This is a genomic window from Arthrobacter sp. Y3221087 (assembly GCF_059089905.1).
Genome location: NZ_JBNHFE010000001.1, coordinates 1,047,943 through 1,065,440, shown reverse-complemented (window position 1 = coordinate 1,065,440; position 17,498 = coordinate 1,047,943). Strand labels below are relative to the sequence as shown.

The window sequence follows — 17,498 nt, the reverse complement described above, 5'->3', positions numbered from 1 at the left end:
CTGGAACGCATGCCCAACGCTCCCCAGGACCAGATCGCGCCGCTGCTTACCCCGGAAGGCTGGGAACTGCTGGCCTCCCTTGGGCCCTACCGTGATGACGCGTCATTCGGGCTGAATTCCGCGCTGCGCAAGGCCGGGCACTCCCCCGAACTCGTGTCCGCCGCCCTCACGCAGTCACGGCTCCGCACCAGGGCCGAGGCCAAGTTCGGCGAGTTTGCCCGCCAGATGCTGTTCACCCAGGCCGGGCTGGAGCAGGCCACCCGCCTGAACGTTGCAGCCCGCCACGCACAGCGCTTCGCCGAAGCGGGCGTCAGCCACGTGGCAGACCTGGGCTGCGGGCTCGGCGCCGACTCCCTTGCGCTGGCTTCCATGGACCTCACCGTCACCGCGGTGGAAAAGGACGAGACAACTGCCGCCTGCGCCACCGTGAACCTTATCCCCTTCCCGAACGCTACCGTGGTCCACGCGGACGCCACCGCGGTCCCGCTGGACGGCATCGACGGCGTGTGGCTGGACCCCGCCCGCAGGGTCACCTCCAGCTCCGGCACCACGCGCATCTGGGACCCCGAAGCCTTTTCGCCGCCGCTGTCCTTCGTGGAGTCCCTCGCGGCATCCGGAAAGGCCGTGGGGGTGAAGATGGGGCCGGGGATGCCGCATGATTCCGTGCCCGAAGGCTGTGAAGCCCAGTGGGTGTCCGTGAACGGGGACGTCACCGAGGTGGCCCTGTGGTTCAACGCCGTGCGCCGCGCCGGCGTCCGCCGCTCAGCCCTGGTGCTGGGGCCAAACGGAGCAGCCGAGCTTGCCAGCGCCGATGAGTTCGGAGCCGGGCCCGCGGCGCCTGTGGGTCCTGTGGCGGGTTACCTCTACGAACCGGACGGCGCCGTCATCCGCGCGGGACTCGTGGCCGACGTCGCAAAGGAGCTCCGCGGCCACCTGGTGGACGAGCACATCGCCTACATCTGCTCCCCCGCACTGGCGGACACCCCGTTCGCGCGTGCCTACAAAGTGCTGGATGTCATGCCCTACAACGTCAAGGCGCTCAAGGCCTGGGTTAAGCAGGAAGGCATCACTGTGCTGGACATCAAGAAGCGCGGCACAGCCGTCACCCCGGAGGAACTGCGGAAGCAGTTGCTGCCCGGCGGCAAGAATGCCGGCAAGAAGGGCGCCGGGAAGACAGCCACCCTGGTCCTGACCCGCATCGGGGAGGACCGGGTGGCCATCGTGGTGGAACCGGTGGCAGCCGGCACCTGAGCACCAGATGCTACTGGGCGCGCATGAACTCCTCGGCGGCCCGCACCTGCTCAGGGGTGGGCCGCACGCCCGTGTAAAGCACGAACTGTTCCAGCGCCTGGATGGTGGCCACCTCCGCACCGGTGATCACCGGCTTGCCCGCGGCGCGAGCCGCCCGGACCAGCGGGGTCTCCGCGGGCAGCGCCACCACGTCGAAGACAATCCTGGCGGCGTTGATGGCCTCGGCAGGGAACGCCACCGTTTCCGCGTCCGCCCCGCCGGCCATCCCCAGCGGGGTGACGTTGATGATCAGGTCCGCGGTGCCGCCGTCGAGCGCTGCCCGCCATTGGAAGCCGTACTGGGCGGCGAGCGCGCGTCCGGCGGCCTCGTTCCGTGCAATCACCGTGACGTCCTTGAAGCCGGCGTCCCGGAGTGCCGCCACGGTAGCCTTGGCCATGCCGCCGGCGCCCTGGACCAGGACCGAGTAACCGGTGGGCACCGAATTGCTGGCGAGCAGCTGTTCGATAGCCGTGTAGTCGGTGTTGTAGGCCTTGAGGTGGCCGTCCGTGTTCACGATGGTGTTCACCGAGTCGATGGCCTTGGCGGAGGGGTCCATCTCGTCAACGAGGGCGATGACGTCCTCCTTGTACGGCATGGAGATTGCGCAGCCACGGATGCCCAGCCCGCGGACCCCGGCGATGGCCTGTTCGAGGTTGGTGGGGGCGAACGCCTTGTAGATCCAGTTGAGCTCGAGCTGGTCATACAGGTGGTTGTGGAACCTGGTCCCGTTGTTGCTGGGACGGGCCGAGAGCGAGATGCAGAGAGTCATGTCTTTATTCAGAATGGGCACCTGACCATTAAACGCGCTCAGGCGGGGCAGCCCGTTCCGGCCGGTATGTTCCCGACGGCGGCAGGCAGCTTTCCGGGCGCCGGCGCCTTCCCTGCCAGCACGGCGGCGAGAGCGTCGAACGCGGCATCGCTGCGGCCGTAGAGCGCCAGCCGGACCGGCGCCGGGGAGGCCTGCAGCGTCCATGGGACGTCCAGTGCCACCTCGATGTCTCCTCCGGCGGGCCGCCCGCCGTGTCCGATGAGGTTCACCACCGGCCCCGACCCCAGGCTGAGGCCTGCCCGGGTGGCGGCGGCCTCGAAGCGTTGGCGGTCCCCCGGCCCGCCGCCTGCCACCCGTATAGCCCCCGGAACCAGCGGTCCGCTGCAGGGCCCGGACACCACCGTGACGGCCGAGGCCGAGACCCGGGCGGAGACTGGTGCCGCGCTGCCGGCCGGCGTCCCTGCTGCAGGGCCTCTCCGTCCCTGCCAGACCATCATCGTGGCCACCCTCCGGGCGGCCTCGTCCAGCCGTTCAGCGGGGAGCGTTCCTGATTTCACCGCCGCAACGATGGCGGCGTGGGCCTGGGCGACGTCGGCGGGCATCAGCAGCAGGTCGGCACCCGCTGCGAGCGCCATCACCGCGGCGGTTCCGCCGGGGTACTGCTTGGTTACCGCGCCCATGTTCAGGGCGTCCGTCACCGCCACACCCTTGAATCCCAGTCCGCGCAGGGCGGCGTAGGTGGGAGCAGAGAGCGACGCCGGGACGCCGGGTTCCAGCGCGGGCACGGCAATGTGCCCGGTCATCACCATCGGAGTTCCGGCGGCGATGGCGGCCTGGAAGGGCTTCCAGTCCCTGCCGCGGAGTTCCTCCACGGCTGCGGGCTGGACCGGCAGGTTGTGGTGGGAATCGGCGGTGACGGAACCATGCCCGGGGAAGTGCTTCACCGTGGGCAGGACACCCGCAGCCAGCATGCCCTGCGAGAACGCCACCCCGTGCACCGCAGCCGCGGCAGGGTCGGCGGACATGGACCGCGCCCCGATGGTGGGGTCCTTCGGGCCCATGGTGACGTCCGTGTCCGGGGCGAAGTCAACGTTGAAGCCCAGCGGCACCAGCTCGCCGGCCAGGCCCTGCCCCGCCTCCCTGGTCAGCGCTTCGCTGCCTGCCGCACCGTAGCTCATGGGCGCGGGCCACTCTGTCAGCGGCGGGCCGAGGCGCGCTACCAGGCCCCCTTCCTGGTCCACCCCGATCATCCCGGGCCAGGGGTTGCCATCCGCCACGGCGGCCTGGGCGAGCCGCTGGTTGATGGCGCCCATGCGGGCAAGGTCAACCCTCCCCTGCGGGTCGCGGGGAACGTTGTCACCCATGATGATGGACCCCGCCAGGTGCAGCCGCTCAACGGTGGCCGCGTGCGCCTCCACATTGAAGCCCTGGAAGAAGGGCATCAGCACCTGGCCCGCCTTCTCCTCCGGCGTCATGCCTGCCACGGCCGCGGCGGCGGCGTCCTGGTCGCGCTGTTCCGGGCCCCAGCCCAGGGGCCGGGAACCGGGGTCGGGTGCGGGGGACGCCGAGGCGGGCGCCGCCGTCGGACTCGCTGATGCCGACGGTGACACGGTGGCGGACGGCGCCGCGGGGGACGGCGTCGACGACGGGACGGGGCCGGGCGCGGCGGTGCAGGAGGCCAATGCAACGGCGGATAATGCTGCCAGGAGGGGGAAAGTTTTGTGTGGACTGTCACGCAGGTGCTGGAACGGGGACATCATTATGATGCTACCCCTGAGCTATAGACTTGAAACACCCGTTCGCCTGCCGGCAGCAGCCCGTGAGCGGCGCCCGCCAGCCGCAACAGGACAGTAAGGAAACGCGTGAAGATCGACTTCGCTTCATCGAGGCAGTCAACCCTCGGTGTCGAATGGGAACTCGCGCTGGTGGACGGCAAAACCGGTGAGCTCGCATCCGTGGCCAATGAGGTGCTGCGCGGTGTGGTGGACCGCCATCCCGAACTGAACGAGGACGACGAGCACCCGCACATCAAGCAGGAACTCCTGCTGAACACGGTGGAACTTGTCACCGGAATCTGCGAAACGGCCGCCGAGGCAAAAGAGGACCTGAGCCGGTCCCTTGCCGCCGTCCGGGAGGTCATCGACCCCATGGGCGTGGAACTGTTCTGCGCCGGCAGCCACCCGTTCAGCCCGCCGCAGCTGCAGCCGGTGACGGACAAAGCCCGCTACGCCAAGCTGATCGACCGCACCCAGTGGTGGGGCCGGCAGATGGTGATTTACGGCGTGCATGTGCACGTGGGGCTGGACCGGCGAGACAAAGCCCTGCCGGTCTTGGACGGGCTGGTCAACTACTTCCCGCACTTCCAGGCACTGTCCGCTTCCAGCCCGTTCTGGGGCGGCGAGGACACCGGCTATGCGTCCCAGCGCGCCCTGATGTTCCAGCAGCTGCCCACCGCCGGCCTGCCGTTCCAGTTCCCGTCCTGGGCGGAATACGAGTCCTACGTCCAGGACATGTTCACCACAGGCGTGATCGACACCCTTTCCGAGATCCGCTGGGACATCCGTCCCGTGCCGAACCTGGGCACCATCGAAATGCGCATCTGCGACGGCCTGGCAACCCTGGAGGAAGTGGGCGCCATCGCCGCCCTCACCCAGTGCCTTGTGGACGAATTTTCCACCGTCCTGGACAACGGCGGCAGCATTCCCACCATGCCGCCGTGGCACGTCCAGGAGAACAAATGGCGGGCCGCCCGCTACGGCATGGACGCCATCATCATCCTGGACGCCGCCGGCAAGGAGCAGCTGGTGACCGACCACCTGCTGGAAACCCTGAACCGGCTGGAACCGGTGGCCGCGAAGCTGCGCTGCTCCGACGAACTGGCGGACGTTGAAAAGATCATCCGCCGCGGGGCCGGCTACCAGCGCCAGCGCCGGGTGGCAGCCGAACACGGCGGAGACCTCCAGGCCGTGGTCCTGGACCTGGTCAAGCAGATGCGGAACGGCCCCACCGCCTGACCCGCCCGATACGGGGCACTTCGGCACGCCGTCGTGATTTCCGACGGCGAGACCCCCAAAGTGCCCCGCGACGGTTCGCCGGGCCGACCGCGGTCAGGCCGGGAGGGACACCGAGGTCACCGGCAGGGACGAGTCCGGGGCGAAGCCGATTCCGCTGGGGGCAATGCCTGCCATCACCAGCTGCGCGCCGAGGGCGGCCACCATGGCCCCGTTGTCCGTGCAGAGATCCAGCGGCGGCACGTGGAGCCTGATGCCGGCCGACGCACAGCGCTGGCCGGTCAGCTCCCGGAGCCGTGTGTTTGCCGCCACCCCGCCGCCCAGCAGGACGTCCTTGATGCCGTGTTCCCGGCAGGCCAGCACGGCCTTGGACGAGATGATGTCCACCACGGCTTCCTGGAACGCGGCGGCGATGTCCGCCACCGGGATCTCCTCGCCGCGGGCTTCGAACTGCTCAACGCAGCGGGCCACGGCGGTCTTCAATCCGCTGAAGGACCAGTCGTAGCGGTGCGGGCCCGGCTCTTCGGCGGTGCCCATGTACTTTGGCTGGCTGAGGCCCCGGGGGAAACGGATCGCCTTGGGGTTACCGGTGCGGGCCACCTTGTCGATGACGGGGCCGCCAGGATAGCCCAGGCCCAGGATGCGGGCCACCTTGTCGTAGGCCTCCCCCGCGGCATCGTCGATGGTGGAGCCAAGCAGGACCACGTCATCGGTGATGCTGTTGATTCTCAGGATCTCCGTGTGCCCGCCGGACACCAGCAGCGCGCCAAGGTTTTCTGGCAGTTGCGGCGCCTTGCCGTCTTTGCCGTCCAGCAGCCCGACGCCCACGTGCGCCACCAGGTGGTTGATGGCATACAGCGGTTTGCCGGTGGCCACGGCCAGGGCTTTGGCGGCGCAGACCCCTACCATCAGGGCGCCGGCAAGTCCGGGTCCGGAGGTGACGGCGATGGCGTCCACCTCGTCCAGGGTGACCCCGGCGTCGGACAACGCCTGCTCCAGCGTGGGAACGAAGGCGTCCAGGTGCGCCCGGGAGGCGATTTCGGGGATGACGCCGCCGAAGCGGACGTGCTCGTCCATCGACGAGGATACGGTGTTGGTCAGGAGGGTGGTCCCCCGGACCACGCCGACGCCGGTCTCGTCGCAGGACGACTCAATGCCCAGGACCAGTGGCTGGGTGCGGTTCATGGCTGGTTTCCTTCGTGTGTTTCCGCGTCGCCGGTGAGCTGGAGCCGCATGATCAGGGCGTCGACGCCGTCGCGGTAGTAGCGGGGGCGGATGTGGATCTGCTCGAATCCGAAGCGCAGGTACAGCCGCTGCGCGCGGGGGTTATCGGCCCGCACCTCCAGGAGGACGTCCGCCGCGTTCCGGCGGCGTGCCTCGTCAATGAGGCCGGTCAGCAGCGTGCTGCCGATGCCCCGTCCCTCATAGCCGGGAACGACGGCGATGGTCTGGACGTCCGCGATGGGTTCAATGCACATGAGCCCGGCGTAGCCCACGATGCCCTCTTCGCTTTCGGCCACGAAATACCGCCGGGTCTCCGGCTGGGCCAGTTCGTCCAGGAACATCTGCAGCGGCCACGCATCCACGGGGAAGAGCTGCTGTTCCAGAGCATTCACGGCCGGCACGTCGTCGAGGGTCATGTCGCGCACGGTGACGTTTAAGACTTCGTTCACAGGGCCCTCTTCCTGGGTCCGGGCATCTGCGCATCGGACTCGCGGAGGTACAGCGGCGTGGAGTCCAGGAGGCCGTTGCCGGCGGCCAGACGGGCCAGCGCGAACTGGCCCAGGTACAGGGCGTCGGGCTGTTCCTGCGCGAAGTCCGGGTCCGCCTGCAGGGTGTCTGCATAGAGGCCCGCTCCCGCCCCAAATGCCGGCAGGTCCGGCAAATCTGCGGCGAAGTTCACGTGCGGCCCGTCCTCGAGCCGGGGCAACTGCCCTTCAGCCAGGGTGTAGCGGGCCCAGTAGACCTCCTTGCGGCGGGCGTCCGTCACCACCAGGAATTCGGCCGGGGCCGCGGTGGATTCCGCCACCTCCAGGGCCACGGCGTCCAGGCTCATCAGCCCGTGCAGCGGTTTGCCCCAGACGAAGGCGAGGGTGCGTGCTGTCGCGATTCCGGACCTGAGGCCGGTAAAAGGGCCGGGCCCCACACCCACCACCAGGGCGTCGATGTCCTGCCCGCTGACGCCGGCTGTGGCAAGCATGTCCTCGATCCCCGGCGCCAGCACCTCGGCGTGGCTGCGGGTGTCCTCCGTGGAGAAGCTGGCCACCACGCCCTCCAGCGCGTCATCGGAGACGAGCGCGGCGCTGGCCACGGCGGAGGTATCGATCGCAAGGATCAGCATCAGTTGTTCCCTTCGGCGGTGCCCAGCCCGGGCGGGGCCGGCCAGCGCGGGCCGTATCCGCGCATGACGATGGTGCGCGGCTCGTCCGTGTCGTCAGTGTCGAAGTCGAGGCCCCCCGCGGCGGAGGGCCCGGGGGCAGCCAGCCCGATAGCGCGGTGCAGGTCGATTTCCAGCCGGCTTTCGCTCAGGTGCTCCACCCGGTCGTGGCCCCACTCCACCACCGTCACGGACGAATCCATGGTGTTTTCCAGGTCGATGTCGTCGATCTCCGCGGCCGAGCCGAGGCGGTAGGCGTCCACGTGGACCAGGTCCGGGCCGCCGGGCCGTGGGCCTTCGGGCAGGTTGGGGTGGATACGGACCAGGACGAACGTGGGCGAGATGATGCCGGCGCGGACGCCCAGCCCCTCCCCCAGGCCCTGCGTGAAGGTGGTCTTGCCGGCACCCAGCTCGCCGGAGAGCACCAGCAAGTCCCCGGCCTCCAGCAGCCCGGCAAGCCGGGCGCCCAGCGCATGGGTCTGGTCCGCCGTCGCCGCGGTGAAGGTCTTTTCCCAATTTGGCAGTGTGCCCTGTTCGACGGCGGTCACGCGGCTCCCCCGGTCTGCAGGGCGGCCGCGTGCCGGCCCCCGGACGTGTCCCGTTCGTTGATGAAGCGGCGCGGAACCCGGGGGCTGATCCTGGTCACGATCTCATAGTTGATGGTCCCGGCGGCGCGGGCCCAGTCATCGGCGGTAGGGCCGCCGTCGTCGCCGCTGCCGAACAGTTCGGCTTCCGCACCCAGCAGCGCGGCACCGGCGGGACCCGTATCGCCAAGGTCGATCACCATCTGGTCCATGGCGATCCTGCCCACCACCGGGTAGGTCCTGCCGGCCACGCGGACGGGGCCGCCGGTGGCGATGCGGGGGATGCCGTCGGCGTAGCCCACGGGGATCAGGGCCAGGGTGCTGCGGCCGGTGGTGTGGTAGCGGAGGCCGTAGGAGACGCCCTGTCCGTCCGGCACTTCCTTGCACTGGGACACCAGGGTCCGGAATGTCATGGCCGGCCGCAGCCCGAGTTCCGCGGAAGTCTGGCCGTCGAAGGGTGAGAGCCCGTAAATGCCCAGGCCGGCGCGGACCAGGTCGAAGTGGGTGTCCGGCCGGGAAAGCGTGGCGGGGGTGTTGGCCAGGTGGCGGACCTCGGGGTCCACCCCGGCGTCCTCGGCAACAGCCAGGGCCTCGCGGAATGCCGCCAGCTGCTGGTCCGTTTCGGGCCGGTCCGGTTCATCGGCCACGGCCAGGTGGGAGAAGATGCCCACCACCCGCAGCAGGCCCTGGTCCTGGTATTCCATGGCCTCGCCCACCAGCTGGTCCCAGGTCTCGAGCGTGGCGCCGTTGCGGCCCAGGCCGGTATCGACTTTCAGGTGCACCCGGGCCGGGCGTTCCTGCTCCCGGGCGGCCGCCACAATGCGGTCCAGTTCCCAGCCGGAGCACCCGATATCCACGCCGGCGGCCACCGCAGCGCCGAAGTTGCTGTCCACCGTGTGCAGCCAGGCGAGCAGCGGGGCCTCAATACCGGCGGCCCGCAGCGCCAGGGCCTCGGAGATGTGGGCCACGCCCAGCCAGGAGGCACCCGCTTCGATGGCTGCGCGGGCCACGGGAACGGCGCCATGTCCGTAGGCATCGGCTTTCACGACGGCCATGACCTTCGCCGGGGAGGCGGCGGCTGCGAGCCGGCGGACGTTGTGGCGGATGGCGTCCAGGTCGATCACGGCGGACCGCTCGTGGCGCGGGTCCGGGCCGGGGGCACCGCTGAATTCACCGGTTGTTGCGGGGTAAGTCACCTTAGTGATTCTAGTGCGGGCGGTTCCGGCCGAATAATCACGGCGGTGCGCGCGGGTTTCCCGGAACCGGCTGGTGCGCCGGGGCGCCTGCCGGTTCGCCGCCGTCGGGGCTAAGCGTCCGAGAGGTGGGCGATGGTGGCCGAGGCCCTCCGCTGGGCGGCGAGCGGGACGTCCTGGATGATCTCCGCGAGGAACCCAAAGCGGCGAAGCCACTGGCTCATTTGCCGCTCGGGCCGCGCGTTGGCGCGCTTCCACCAGTCGGCGATGTCGCCCCAGCCCGGGGCGGCGAGCGAGCCGCCCACTTCCTGCACCGCGAGCGAGGCGCACAGGTTCGCGAACCGCAGCCTGTTCCCCAGTGGCCAGCCGGCCAGGCTGCCCACAATGAACGCGGCGTCGAAACAGTCACCTGCGCCGGTGGGATCGAAGGCCTTGACGGGAAGGGCTGGCACCCACTCCTCCTCCCCGGTTTCCGAATCCACCGCCATGGCACCCTGCGGGCCGAGCGTCACCACGGCCACCGGAACCCGGTCAGCCAGTGCGTACAGCGCCGTCCACGGATCGTCCTTGCCGGTAAAGGCCATGGCCTCGCGCTGGTTGGGCAGGAACGCGTGGAAATACTGCAGGTTCTCCAGCCGGACCGGCGCCCACTCCCCGGTGGGGTCCCAGCCGACGTCGCCGAACAGCTTGACTCCCGCCTGGTGGGCCGCCTTGGCCCAGGGCTCCACCTCCACGCCCACCTCCGCGATTCCGGCGAGCGCGGGCGGCGGTGTGCCGATCAGTTCGGAGGACGTCACCGGGGCGGCGTGGCCGTGCGTCACCATGGACCGGTCCTTCTCCACGCACAGCGAGACCGTCACCGGCGAGTGCCAGCCGGGGACGCGCCTGGACAGGCTGAGGTCCACATGTTCCTGGCTGGAGAGGATCTTCCAGTTGAAGTCCCCGTAGCCGTCGTCGCCGAACGCCGCCGCGAGGCCTGTCCGGAGCCCCAGGCGGGCTGCGGCGATGGCCTGGTTGGCGACGCCGCCGGGGCAGCTGCCCATGCCGTCGCTCCAGATTTCGGTGCCCGGTTCCGGGCCGTGGGGCAGCCCGGTGAAGATGATGTCCTGGAAGACGGTCCCCGCCAGGAGGACGTCGAACCCCGGCTCGTCGGGCGAGCGGACCGCAGCCAGGGGGTCGAAGGGGCGGGCAGGGATGGCGTCCATGCCCGGCACGATACGCCCTGCCACCGACATCCGGTAGTAGATGCCCCCGCTTTGTGCGGTTATGCGGGAGGGCGCAGGCCTAGACTGCTGGGTATGCGGCTCCTCATTGCCGGCGGCGGCGGTTTCCGGGTGCCGCTGATCTACCGGGCGCTGGCTTCCGGCCGTTTCGCCGGGCTGGTCACCGACCTGGTTCTATACGACGTCGACCCCTCCCGCCTGGCCGCCGTCACCGCCGTCCTGCGCAGCATGCCCGCCGGCCCGGGTGCAGCCCCTCCGGTCCGTGCCACTGCGTCGCTTCCGGACGCGCTGGCGGGCACGCAGATGGTGTTTGCGGCCGTCCGGCCGGGCGGCACCGCGGGCCGGATCGCTGATGAGAAGGTGGCCCAGGACCTCGGGCTGCTGGGGCAGGAGACTACGGGCGCGGGCGGTATTTCCTACGCTCTGCGGACCATTCCGCACATGCTCCAACTGGCCCGGCAGATGAAGGAATACAGTCCGGATGCCTGGCTGGTCAATTTCACCAACCCGGCCGGCATGGTCACCGAGGCCATGGTTCCGGTGCTCGGTTCCAGGGTTATCGGCATCTGCGATTCGGCAGGCGGCCTGGTGCAGCGGGCGGCGCGGGCTGCGGGAGTGGCGCTGCCGGACGGCCGGCTCGACGGCGTGGGCTACTACGGGCTGAACCACCTGGGCTGGCTGTACCGGCTGGAGTCCGGCGGCCACGACGTCCTGCCGAACCTGCTCGCTGATCCACAGGCGCTGCAGTCCTTCGAGGAGGGCCGGCTTTTTCCGCAGCCCTTCTTGGCAGGGCTGGGCGCGCTTCCCAACGAGTACCTCTACTACTATTACCGGCTGGACGCCGCGCGGCAGGCGATGCGGGCCATGCCCAGCACGCGCGGGGAGTCCATCCACCGGCAGCAGCAGGAGCTGTATCCGCGGCTGGCTGCCGCCGGCGCTGACGCTTACCGGCTGTGGGAAGAGGCGCGCCGTTCCCGCGAGGAGGGTTACCTGGCCGAGGCCCGGGCCAGCGGCGAACAGCGGGACGAAGGTGACCTGGCCGGCGGCGGCTATGAGCGGGTTGCGCTGGCGGCCATGCGCGCCCTGTCCGGGGCCGGGGACACCCAGCTGATCCTGAACACGCGCAACTCCCTGCCCGCCGCGTCCAGGGGTGCCGCGGCTGAAGCACCCGCTGCCCGGGCCGCCATTCCCGGGCTGCCGGCGGACGCCGTCGTCGAACTTCCCTGCACGGTGACACCCGACGGCGCGCTGCCGCTGCTACAGGCGCAACCGGAAAAAGAGCAGCTGGAGCTGCTCCGCCGGGTCAAGGAGGTGGAACGGCTCACGGTCCTGGCCGTAACGGAGGGCAACCGGGACGCGGCCCTGGCGGCGTTTACCCGGCATCCCCTGGTGGATTCGCCGGACCTGGCTGCGGACCTGCTCACCGGGTACGAACACGCCTTTCCGGAGCTGCGGAAATTGTGGGGCGGGGGCGGCGGCTGACACACAACGGCGGGCGTTAAGGGTAAGGAGTAGTGTTTTATCGAACGCCCACTGATCCGGCGCGCACATTACGAGCCGGCGGCCGGAAGGAGGTCCCGTGGCATTGATCCGCAGGGTCGCTTTACTCTCCCTCCACACCTCCCCCATGGAGCAGCCGGGGTCCGGTGACGCCGGCGGCATGAACGTTTATATCCGTGAACTTGCCTCCGCCCTCGCCGAAGCGGGCGTTGAGGTGGAGATCTTCACCCGCGCCACCTCCGCCGGCCAGCCCGCCGTCGAGCATCCCGATCCCGGTGTCTGTGTGCACAACGTCCTGGTCGGGCCGCCCCGGAAGATCCCCAAGGAGGAACTTCCCGGGCTCCTGCACAGCATGGTGGCCGAGATCGAACAGATCCGACGCCGGCAGCCGCACGGACGGTACGACGTCATCCACTCCCACTACTGGGTGTCCGGGATCGCGGGCCTGGAGCTGTCCGAGCTGTGGGGCGTTCCGCTGGTCCACACCATGCACACCATGGCCAAAGTGAAGAACCTGTTGCTGGAGTCCGGCGAGCAGCCCGAGCCGCGGCGGCGCGAACTGGGCGAGCACCGGATTGTGGACGGCGCGGCGCGGCTGATCGCGAATACCAGTTCAGAGGCCGCCGAACTGGTGTCCCACTACGGCGCCACGTACGACCGGATCGATATCGCCCCGCCTGGCGTGGACCTGGGCACCTTCACCCCGGCGTTCCGGGCCCGTTCCCGGGCTAACCGGGGCGTCGGTCCCGGCGCGTTCCACCTGCTGTTTGCCGGCCGTATCCAGCGGCTCAAAGGCCCCCATGTACTGGTCGATGCTGCCGCCCTGCTGCGGCGCCGGCGCCCGGACATCGACCTGCGGCTCACCATCCTGGGGTCGCTGAGCGGCAACAAGGAGTTCAACCTGCGCCGGTGGATTTCCGAGGCCGGAATAGACGACGTCGTCAGGCAGCTTCCGCCAGTCAAGGCAGCGGAGCTTGCGGAGTGGTTCCGCGCGGCGGACGTTGTGGTGATGCCGTCCTTCAGCGAATCCTTCGGACTGGTGGCGCTGGAAGCCCAGGCCTGCGGCACACCGGTGGTGGCCACCCGGGTGGGCGGGCTTTCACGGGCGATCTTCCATGGCCGCACCGGGCTGCTGGTTGACGGGCACCACGCCGCGGATTGGGCCGACGCCCTGGAAGCCCTGTACGACGACCCCGCCACCAGGGAGGACATGGGGCGGGCCGCCGCCATCCGTGCCCAGAACTCCGGTTGGTCCCGCACCGCCGCCATCACGCTCGAAAGCTACCACGCCGCCGTCGAGCATCACGTGGGGCACCGGCTGGTGCCGGCCGTTCCGGCATCCTGAGGGACCCCGGCGCGGCCGGGGCTTGGGCCGGCGTTCCCGGGGTACGTTACCTGTGACGCACAGGAAAGGACGACGATGTCTCGCTTCCCCTCCGACCTTGAGATAGCCCGGGCCGCGCGGATCCGGCCGATTCCGGAGATCGCCGCTGCCGCGGGGATCAACGCCGACGCGGTGGAGCTCTACGGCCGGTTCAAGGCGAAGATCGACCCCGCCCGGCTGGACGCCCCGCCGCCGGCGGGGAAGGTGGTGCTGGTCTCGGCCATGTCCCCCACGCCCGCGGGTGAAGGGAAATCCACCACCACCGTTGGCCTCGCCGACTCGTTGGCCCGGGCCGGGCACAAGGTGATGATCGCCCTCCGCGAGCCGTCATTGGGCCCCGTCCTGGGCATGAAGGGCGGTGCCACCGGCGGCGGGCTGTCCCAGGTCCTGCCCATGGACGAGATCAACCTGCACTTCACCGGCGACTTCCACGCGATCACCTCCGCCAACAATGCCCTGATGGCGCTGGTGGACAACCACATCTTCCAGGGCAACGCCTTGAACATCGATCCCCGACGCATGACGTTCAAACGGGTCCTGGACATGAACGACCGGGCTCTGCGGGAAGTGGTGATCGGACTCGGCGGGCCCTCCCAGGGGGTTCCCCGGCAGGACGGTTTCGACATCACCGTGGCGTCCGAAATCATGGCCGTCTTCTGCCTGGCCGCGGACCTCGCCGACCTCCGCGAGCGCCTGGGCCGGATCACGTTCGGCTACACCTTCGACCGCTCTCCGGTGACCGTGGCCGATCTCGGCGTGCAGGGTGTACTCACGTTGCTCCTGAAGGAGGCCGTAAAGCCCAACCTGGTGCAGACCATCGCCGGCACCCCCGCCCTGGTCCACGGCGGCCCGTTCGCCAACATCGCCCACGGCTGCAACTCTCTGATCGCCACCCAGACGGCACGGCGGCTGGCGGACATCGTGGTGACCGAGGCCGGCTTCGGCGCCGACCTTGGCGCGGAGAAGTTCATGGACATCAAGGCCCGCACTGGCGGCCTGGCGCCTTCCGCCGTCGTGGTGGTGGCCACGGTGCGGGCCCTGAAGATGCAGGGCGGGATGGCCAAGGACCAGCTGACCCGCCCGGACCTCGCAGCGCTCGAAGCCGGGGTGCCCAACCTGCGCCGGCATCTGCGGAACGTGGAGAAGTTCGGCGTTACTCCCGTTGTGGCCATCAACAAATTCGGCCTCGATTCACAGGAGGAACTGGACTGGCTGCTGTCATGGTGCGCGGCGGAGGGAGTGCATGCTGCGGTGGCGGATGTGTGGGGGCGCGGCGGCGGAGGGGACGGCGGGGACGAGCTTGCAGCCAAGGTGGCTCAGCTGGTGGCAGCGCCCAACAATTTCCGGCACCTGTACCCGCTGGAGCTGTCTGTGGAGGACAAGATCCGGACCATTGCGCAGGAGATTTACGGGGCGGACGGCGTGGACTTTTCCGTGCCGGCGCTGAAGCGGCTGGCCGACATCGGGCGGAACGGCTGGTCCGGGCTGCCGGTGTGCATGGCCAAGACCCAGTACTCCTTCACGGACGACGCCTCCCGGCTCGGCGCCCCCAAGGGTTTCACCATCCACGTGCGGGACCTGCTGCCCAAGACCGGCGCGGGCTTCATTGTGGCGCTCACCGGCGCGGTGATGACCATGCCGGGCCTCCCCGCCGTCCCCGCAGCCCTGCGCATGGACGTGGACGACGCCGGCAACCCGGTCGGCCTCACCTAACCCCGACGCTCTCTCACATCCCGCACCCCTCACCCACACGCTCTCTCACATCCCGCACCCCTCACCCACACGCTCTCTCACATCCCGCAGGAGGGGGACCCGCCTGTGGAAAACTTCTGCAGCGGACAGATCGCACGGGCCAGAATGTGCAGCATGCGATCAACAGAAGAGCTCCCGGTGCCGTTGGCGGCCGCACCGTTCACTTTGGATGCAGCCAAGGCGTCCGGCGTATCTGCAAACCGGCTCAGGCGCAGGGACATAATTGGCGTGGGGCGAGGGCTTTACCGTCCCGTGGGCTGGAGTTTCGAGCTGGAGTCAGCTGCACGGGCGCTTTCCGCCGCGTCGCCCGGAGCTTGGATTTCGCATTTAACCGCCGCCCGCCTGCATTGCCAGCTGCTTCCATCTTCGCTGGGGGATTCGACCGAACTGCACTTGAGCAAGCCTCGAGCACTTCCGTCCGTACGGCGGAAAGGCGTAATCGGCCACACGGTAACCGCGTGGGAGGACGAGGTGGAACAAACAGACGGATTCTGCATCAGCACGCGCTCACGCACATGGTTGGACATGGCGCGGCGGCTCTCACTTACCGAACTGGTATGTATGGGAGATCAGCTGATCCGGATTCCGCGCCCGCAATTTGAGGATCGGTCGGAGCCTTTTGACTCCCTGGACGGGCTGCGGACGTTGGTTGCCCGCCATCCGAACCTTCAAGGTGTGGTTCGTGCACGGGAAGCGCTTGATCTGATGCGGGTTGGCGCCGATTCCGCACCTGAAACCCTGCTGCGTCTTGCAATGGCCGACTTCAATCTCCCTGAACCCGAGCTTCAACTCTCCTTGCGCGCTACCGACCCCACGTCCCCAACAGCAGATCTTGGATACCGCCAAAGCCGAATCGCCATTCAGTACGACGGCGAACATCACCTTGGCCAGGCACAAGGCCTCAGCGACAGGCGCCGGGACAAAGCGTTCGAGTCTGCCGGCTGGACGGTCCTGATACTCGACAAGGATGATCTCACCAATGGATTCGAACGCTCAGTCTTCAGGATCAGGCAACTTCTGCGGGCCGCACCCAAGGATCACGCCGTCGCGTCCGGTTTCGCGAACGCGGTCTGAAAGAGCGCCGGGCTAGCAGATGCATGGAGTGAGAGAGCGTGAATCCAAAAGCCGGAATAAGTGAGAGAGCGTCGGTCAGGGACAGTACGACTACGCCGCTCACCACCTCACGCCACGTCCACCGCCGTTAACGCGCAACGCTCCCCCACAGGAAGTGGAAGAGCGTTGCGGGAAAACACCCGGAAGGTGCGAGAGCGAACCGGGGGTTAGCGCTCCAGGTCGCCGCGGATGAAGGCTTCCACCTTCTCGCGGGCAAGGTCGTCGTTGAACTGCTCCGGCGGGGACTTCATGAAGTAGCTCGAGGCGGACAGCAGCGGGCCGCCGACGCCGCGGTCCAGGCCGATCTTGGCGGCGCGGATGGCGTCGATGATCACGCCGGCGGAGTTGGGCGAGTCCCAGACCTCCAGCTTGTACTCCAGCGAGACGGGGGCGTCACCGAAGTTGCGGCCCTCGAGGCGGACGAAGGCCCACTTGCGGTCGTCGAGCCACTGGACGTAGTCGGACGGGCCGATGTGGACGTCCTTCGCTGCCAGCTCTGCCTCGACGTTGGACGTGACGGCCTGGGTCTTGGAGATCTTCTTGGACTCCAGGCGGTCGCGTTCCAGCATGTTCTTGAAGTCCATGTTGCCGCCGACGTTCAGCTGGTACGTGCGGTCCAGGGTGACGCCGCGGTCCTCGAACAGCTTGGCCATGACGCGGTGCGTGATGGTGGCGCCGATCTGGCTCTTGATGTCGTCACCAACGATGGGCACACCGGCTGCGGTGAACTTGTCGGCCCACTCCTTGGTGCCGGCGATGAAGACGGGCAGGGCGTTGACGAAGGCAACGCCGGCGTCAATGGCAGCCTGGGCGTAGAACTCGGCAGCATCCTGGGAGCCGACGGGAAGGTAGCAGACCATAACGTCAACCTTGGCGTCCTTGAGGGCCTGGACCACGTCAACGGGTTCTTCGGTGGACTCCTCGATGGTCTCGAGGTAGTACCTGCCCAGCCCGTCCAGGGTGTGGCCGCGCTGGACGGTCACGCCGGTGGGCGGCACGTCGGCGATCTTGATGGTGTTGTTTTCGCTGGCCAGGATGGCGTCGGCCAGGTCGTGGCCGACCTTCTTGCCGTCGACGTCGAACGCGGCGACGAATTCAACATCACCCACGTGGTACTGGCCGAACTCAACGTGCATCAGGCCCGGGATGGTGCTGTTGGGGTCGGCATCCTTGTAGTACTGGACGCCCTGGACCAGCGAAGCGGCGCAGTTGCCTACGCCGACGATGGCAACACGGATCGGATGTGAAGACACGGAACTCCTTTGAGGACAAAACGTCAGCCGGCCGGGGTGCGTCGGGGAG

At 68.7% G+C, this 17,498-nt stretch carries 15 protein-coding genes; 6 read left to right on the top strand and 9 right to left on the bottom strand.

Features of this window, described 5'->3' with window-relative positions; translation table 11 throughout:
- Nucleotides 1-9 precede the first annotated feature (9 nt).
- Nucleotides 10-1,251, top strand: a complete 1,242-nt coding sequence (locus AC5RUO_RS05090) for a THUMP-like domain-containing protein (RefSeq protein ID WP_494102964.1) — start codon at nt 10-12, stop codon at nt 1,249-1,251.
- Nucleotides 1,252-1,261: 10 nt separating this feature from the next.
- Here the strand turns inward: AC5RUO_RS05090 and AC5RUO_RS05085 are convergent, their stop codons facing one another.
- Nucleotides 1,262-2,080 carry a shikimate 5-dehydrogenase gene (locus tag AC5RUO_RS05085; RefSeq protein WP_494102963.1) on the bottom strand — a complete coding sequence of 273 codons (819 nt, stop codon included), beginning with the start codon at nt 2,078-2,080 and terminating at the stop codon, nt 1,262-1,264.
- 17 nt (nt 2,081-2,097) lie between these two features.
- On the bottom strand, nt 2,098-3,534 hold the full coding sequence (locus AC5RUO_RS05080; protein WP_494103379.1) for a glycoside hydrolase family 3 N-terminal domain-containing protein: 1,437 nt from the start codon (nt 3,532-3,534) through the stop codon (nt 2,098-2,100).
- Nucleotides 3,535-3,921: 387 nt separating this feature from the next.
- Between AC5RUO_RS05080 and AC5RUO_RS05075 the strand changes: the two genes are divergently transcribed.
- On the top strand, nt 3,922-5,073 hold the full coding sequence (locus AC5RUO_RS05075; protein WP_494102962.1) for a glutamate--cysteine ligase: 1,152 nt from the start codon (nt 3,922-3,924) through the stop codon (nt 5,071-5,073).
- A gap of 93 nt (nt 5,074-5,166) precedes the next feature.
- On the opposite strand, the gene tsaD is transcribed toward AC5RUO_RS05075, so the two are convergent.
- The 6 genes from tsaD to AC5RUO_RS05045 all read right to left on the bottom strand — a co-directional run bounded on the left by tsaD (nt 5,167) and on the right by AC5RUO_RS05045 (nt 10,429).
- Nucleotides 5,167-6,255 carry a tRNA (adenosine(37)-N6)-threonylcarbamoyltransferase complex transferase subunit TsaD gene (tsaD, locus tag AC5RUO_RS05070; RefSeq protein ID WP_494102961.1) on the bottom strand — a complete coding sequence of 363 codons (1,089 nt, stop codon included), beginning with the start codon at nt 6,253-6,255 and terminating at the stop codon, nt 5,167-5,169.
- Entirely contained in the window at nt 6,252-6,710 is a 459-nt protein-coding gene (gene rimI / locus AC5RUO_RS05065; RefSeq protein WP_494051348.1) for a ribosomal protein S18-alanine N-acetyltransferase, read from the bottom strand. Before rimI ends, tsaD begins: the two co-directional genes overlap by 4 nt.
- A gap of 29 nt (nt 6,711-6,739) precedes the next feature.
- The gene (gene tsaB / locus AC5RUO_RS05060) at nt 6,740-7,411 is read right to left on the bottom strand and encodes a tRNA (adenosine(37)-N6)-threonylcarbamoyltransferase complex dimerization subunit type 1 TsaB (RefSeq protein WP_494102960.1); all 672 of its coding nucleotides are present in this window, start codon (nt 7,409-7,411) and stop codon (nt 6,740-6,742) included.
- On the bottom strand, nt 7,411-7,995 hold the full coding sequence (gene tsaE, locus AC5RUO_RS05055) for a tRNA (adenosine(37)-N6)-threonylcarbamoyltransferase complex ATPase subunit type 1 TsaE (RefSeq protein WP_494102959.1): 585 nt from the start codon (nt 7,993-7,995) through the stop codon (nt 7,411-7,413). The genes tsaB and tsaE overlap by 1 nt, the downstream gene beginning before the upstream one ends.
- The gene (gene alr, locus AC5RUO_RS05050; RefSeq protein ID WP_494102958.1) at nt 7,992-9,227 is read right to left on the bottom strand and encodes an alanine racemase; all 1,236 of its coding nucleotides are present in this window, start codon (nt 9,225-9,227) and stop codon (nt 7,992-7,994) included. The genes tsaE and alr overlap by 4 nt, the downstream gene beginning before the upstream one ends.
- A 110-nt stretch (nt 9,228-9,337) precedes the next feature.
- Complete coding sequence (locus tag AC5RUO_RS05045; protein WP_494008882.1) at nt 9,338-10,429, bottom strand: carbohydrate kinase family protein; 1,092 nt, start codon at nt 10,427-10,429, stop codon at nt 9,338-9,340.
- Nucleotides 10,430-10,522: 93 nt separating this feature from the next.
- Here AC5RUO_RS05045 and AC5RUO_RS05040 point away from each other — a divergent pair, with 93 nt between their 5' ends.
- The 4 genes from AC5RUO_RS05040 (at nt 10,523) to AC5RUO_RS05025 (ending at nt 16,157) form a co-directional block, all read left to right on the top strand.
- Nucleotides 10,523-11,929 carry a family 4 glycosyl hydrolase gene (locus tag AC5RUO_RS05040; RefSeq protein ID WP_494102957.1) on the top strand — a complete coding sequence of 469 codons (1,407 nt, stop codon included), beginning with the start codon at nt 10,523-10,525 and terminating at the stop codon, nt 11,927-11,929.
- A 97-nt stretch (nt 11,930-12,026) separates the two neighbouring features.
- Nucleotides 12,027-13,292: a D-inositol-3-phosphate glycosyltransferase gene (gene mshA, locus AC5RUO_RS05035; protein WP_494102956.1), complete on the top strand. Its 1,266-nt coding sequence runs from the start codon at nt 12,027-12,029 to the stop codon at nt 13,290-13,292.
- A 75-nt stretch (nt 13,293-13,367) separates the two neighbouring features.
- Nucleotides 13,368-15,044 (top strand): formate--tetrahydrofolate ligase, encoded by a 1,677-nt coding sequence (locus tag AC5RUO_RS05030; RefSeq protein WP_494102955.1) that lies wholly within the window; start codon nt 13,368-13,370, stop codon nt 15,042-15,044.
- Nucleotides 15,045-15,197: 153 nt separating this feature from the next.
- Complete coding sequence (locus AC5RUO_RS05025) at nt 15,198-16,157, top strand: DUF559 domain-containing protein (protein ID WP_494008886.1); 960 nt, start codon at nt 15,198-15,200, stop codon at nt 16,155-16,157.
- A 206-nt stretch (nt 16,158-16,363) separates the two neighbouring features.
- Here the strand turns inward: AC5RUO_RS05025 and AC5RUO_RS05020 are convergent, their stop codons facing one another.
- Nucleotides 16,364-17,449 (bottom strand): inositol-3-phosphate synthase, encoded by a 1,086-nt coding sequence (locus AC5RUO_RS05020; RefSeq protein WP_494008887.1) that lies wholly within the window; start codon nt 17,447-17,449, stop codon nt 16,364-16,366.
- Between the last annotated feature and the right edge of the window lie 49 nt (nt 17,450-17,498).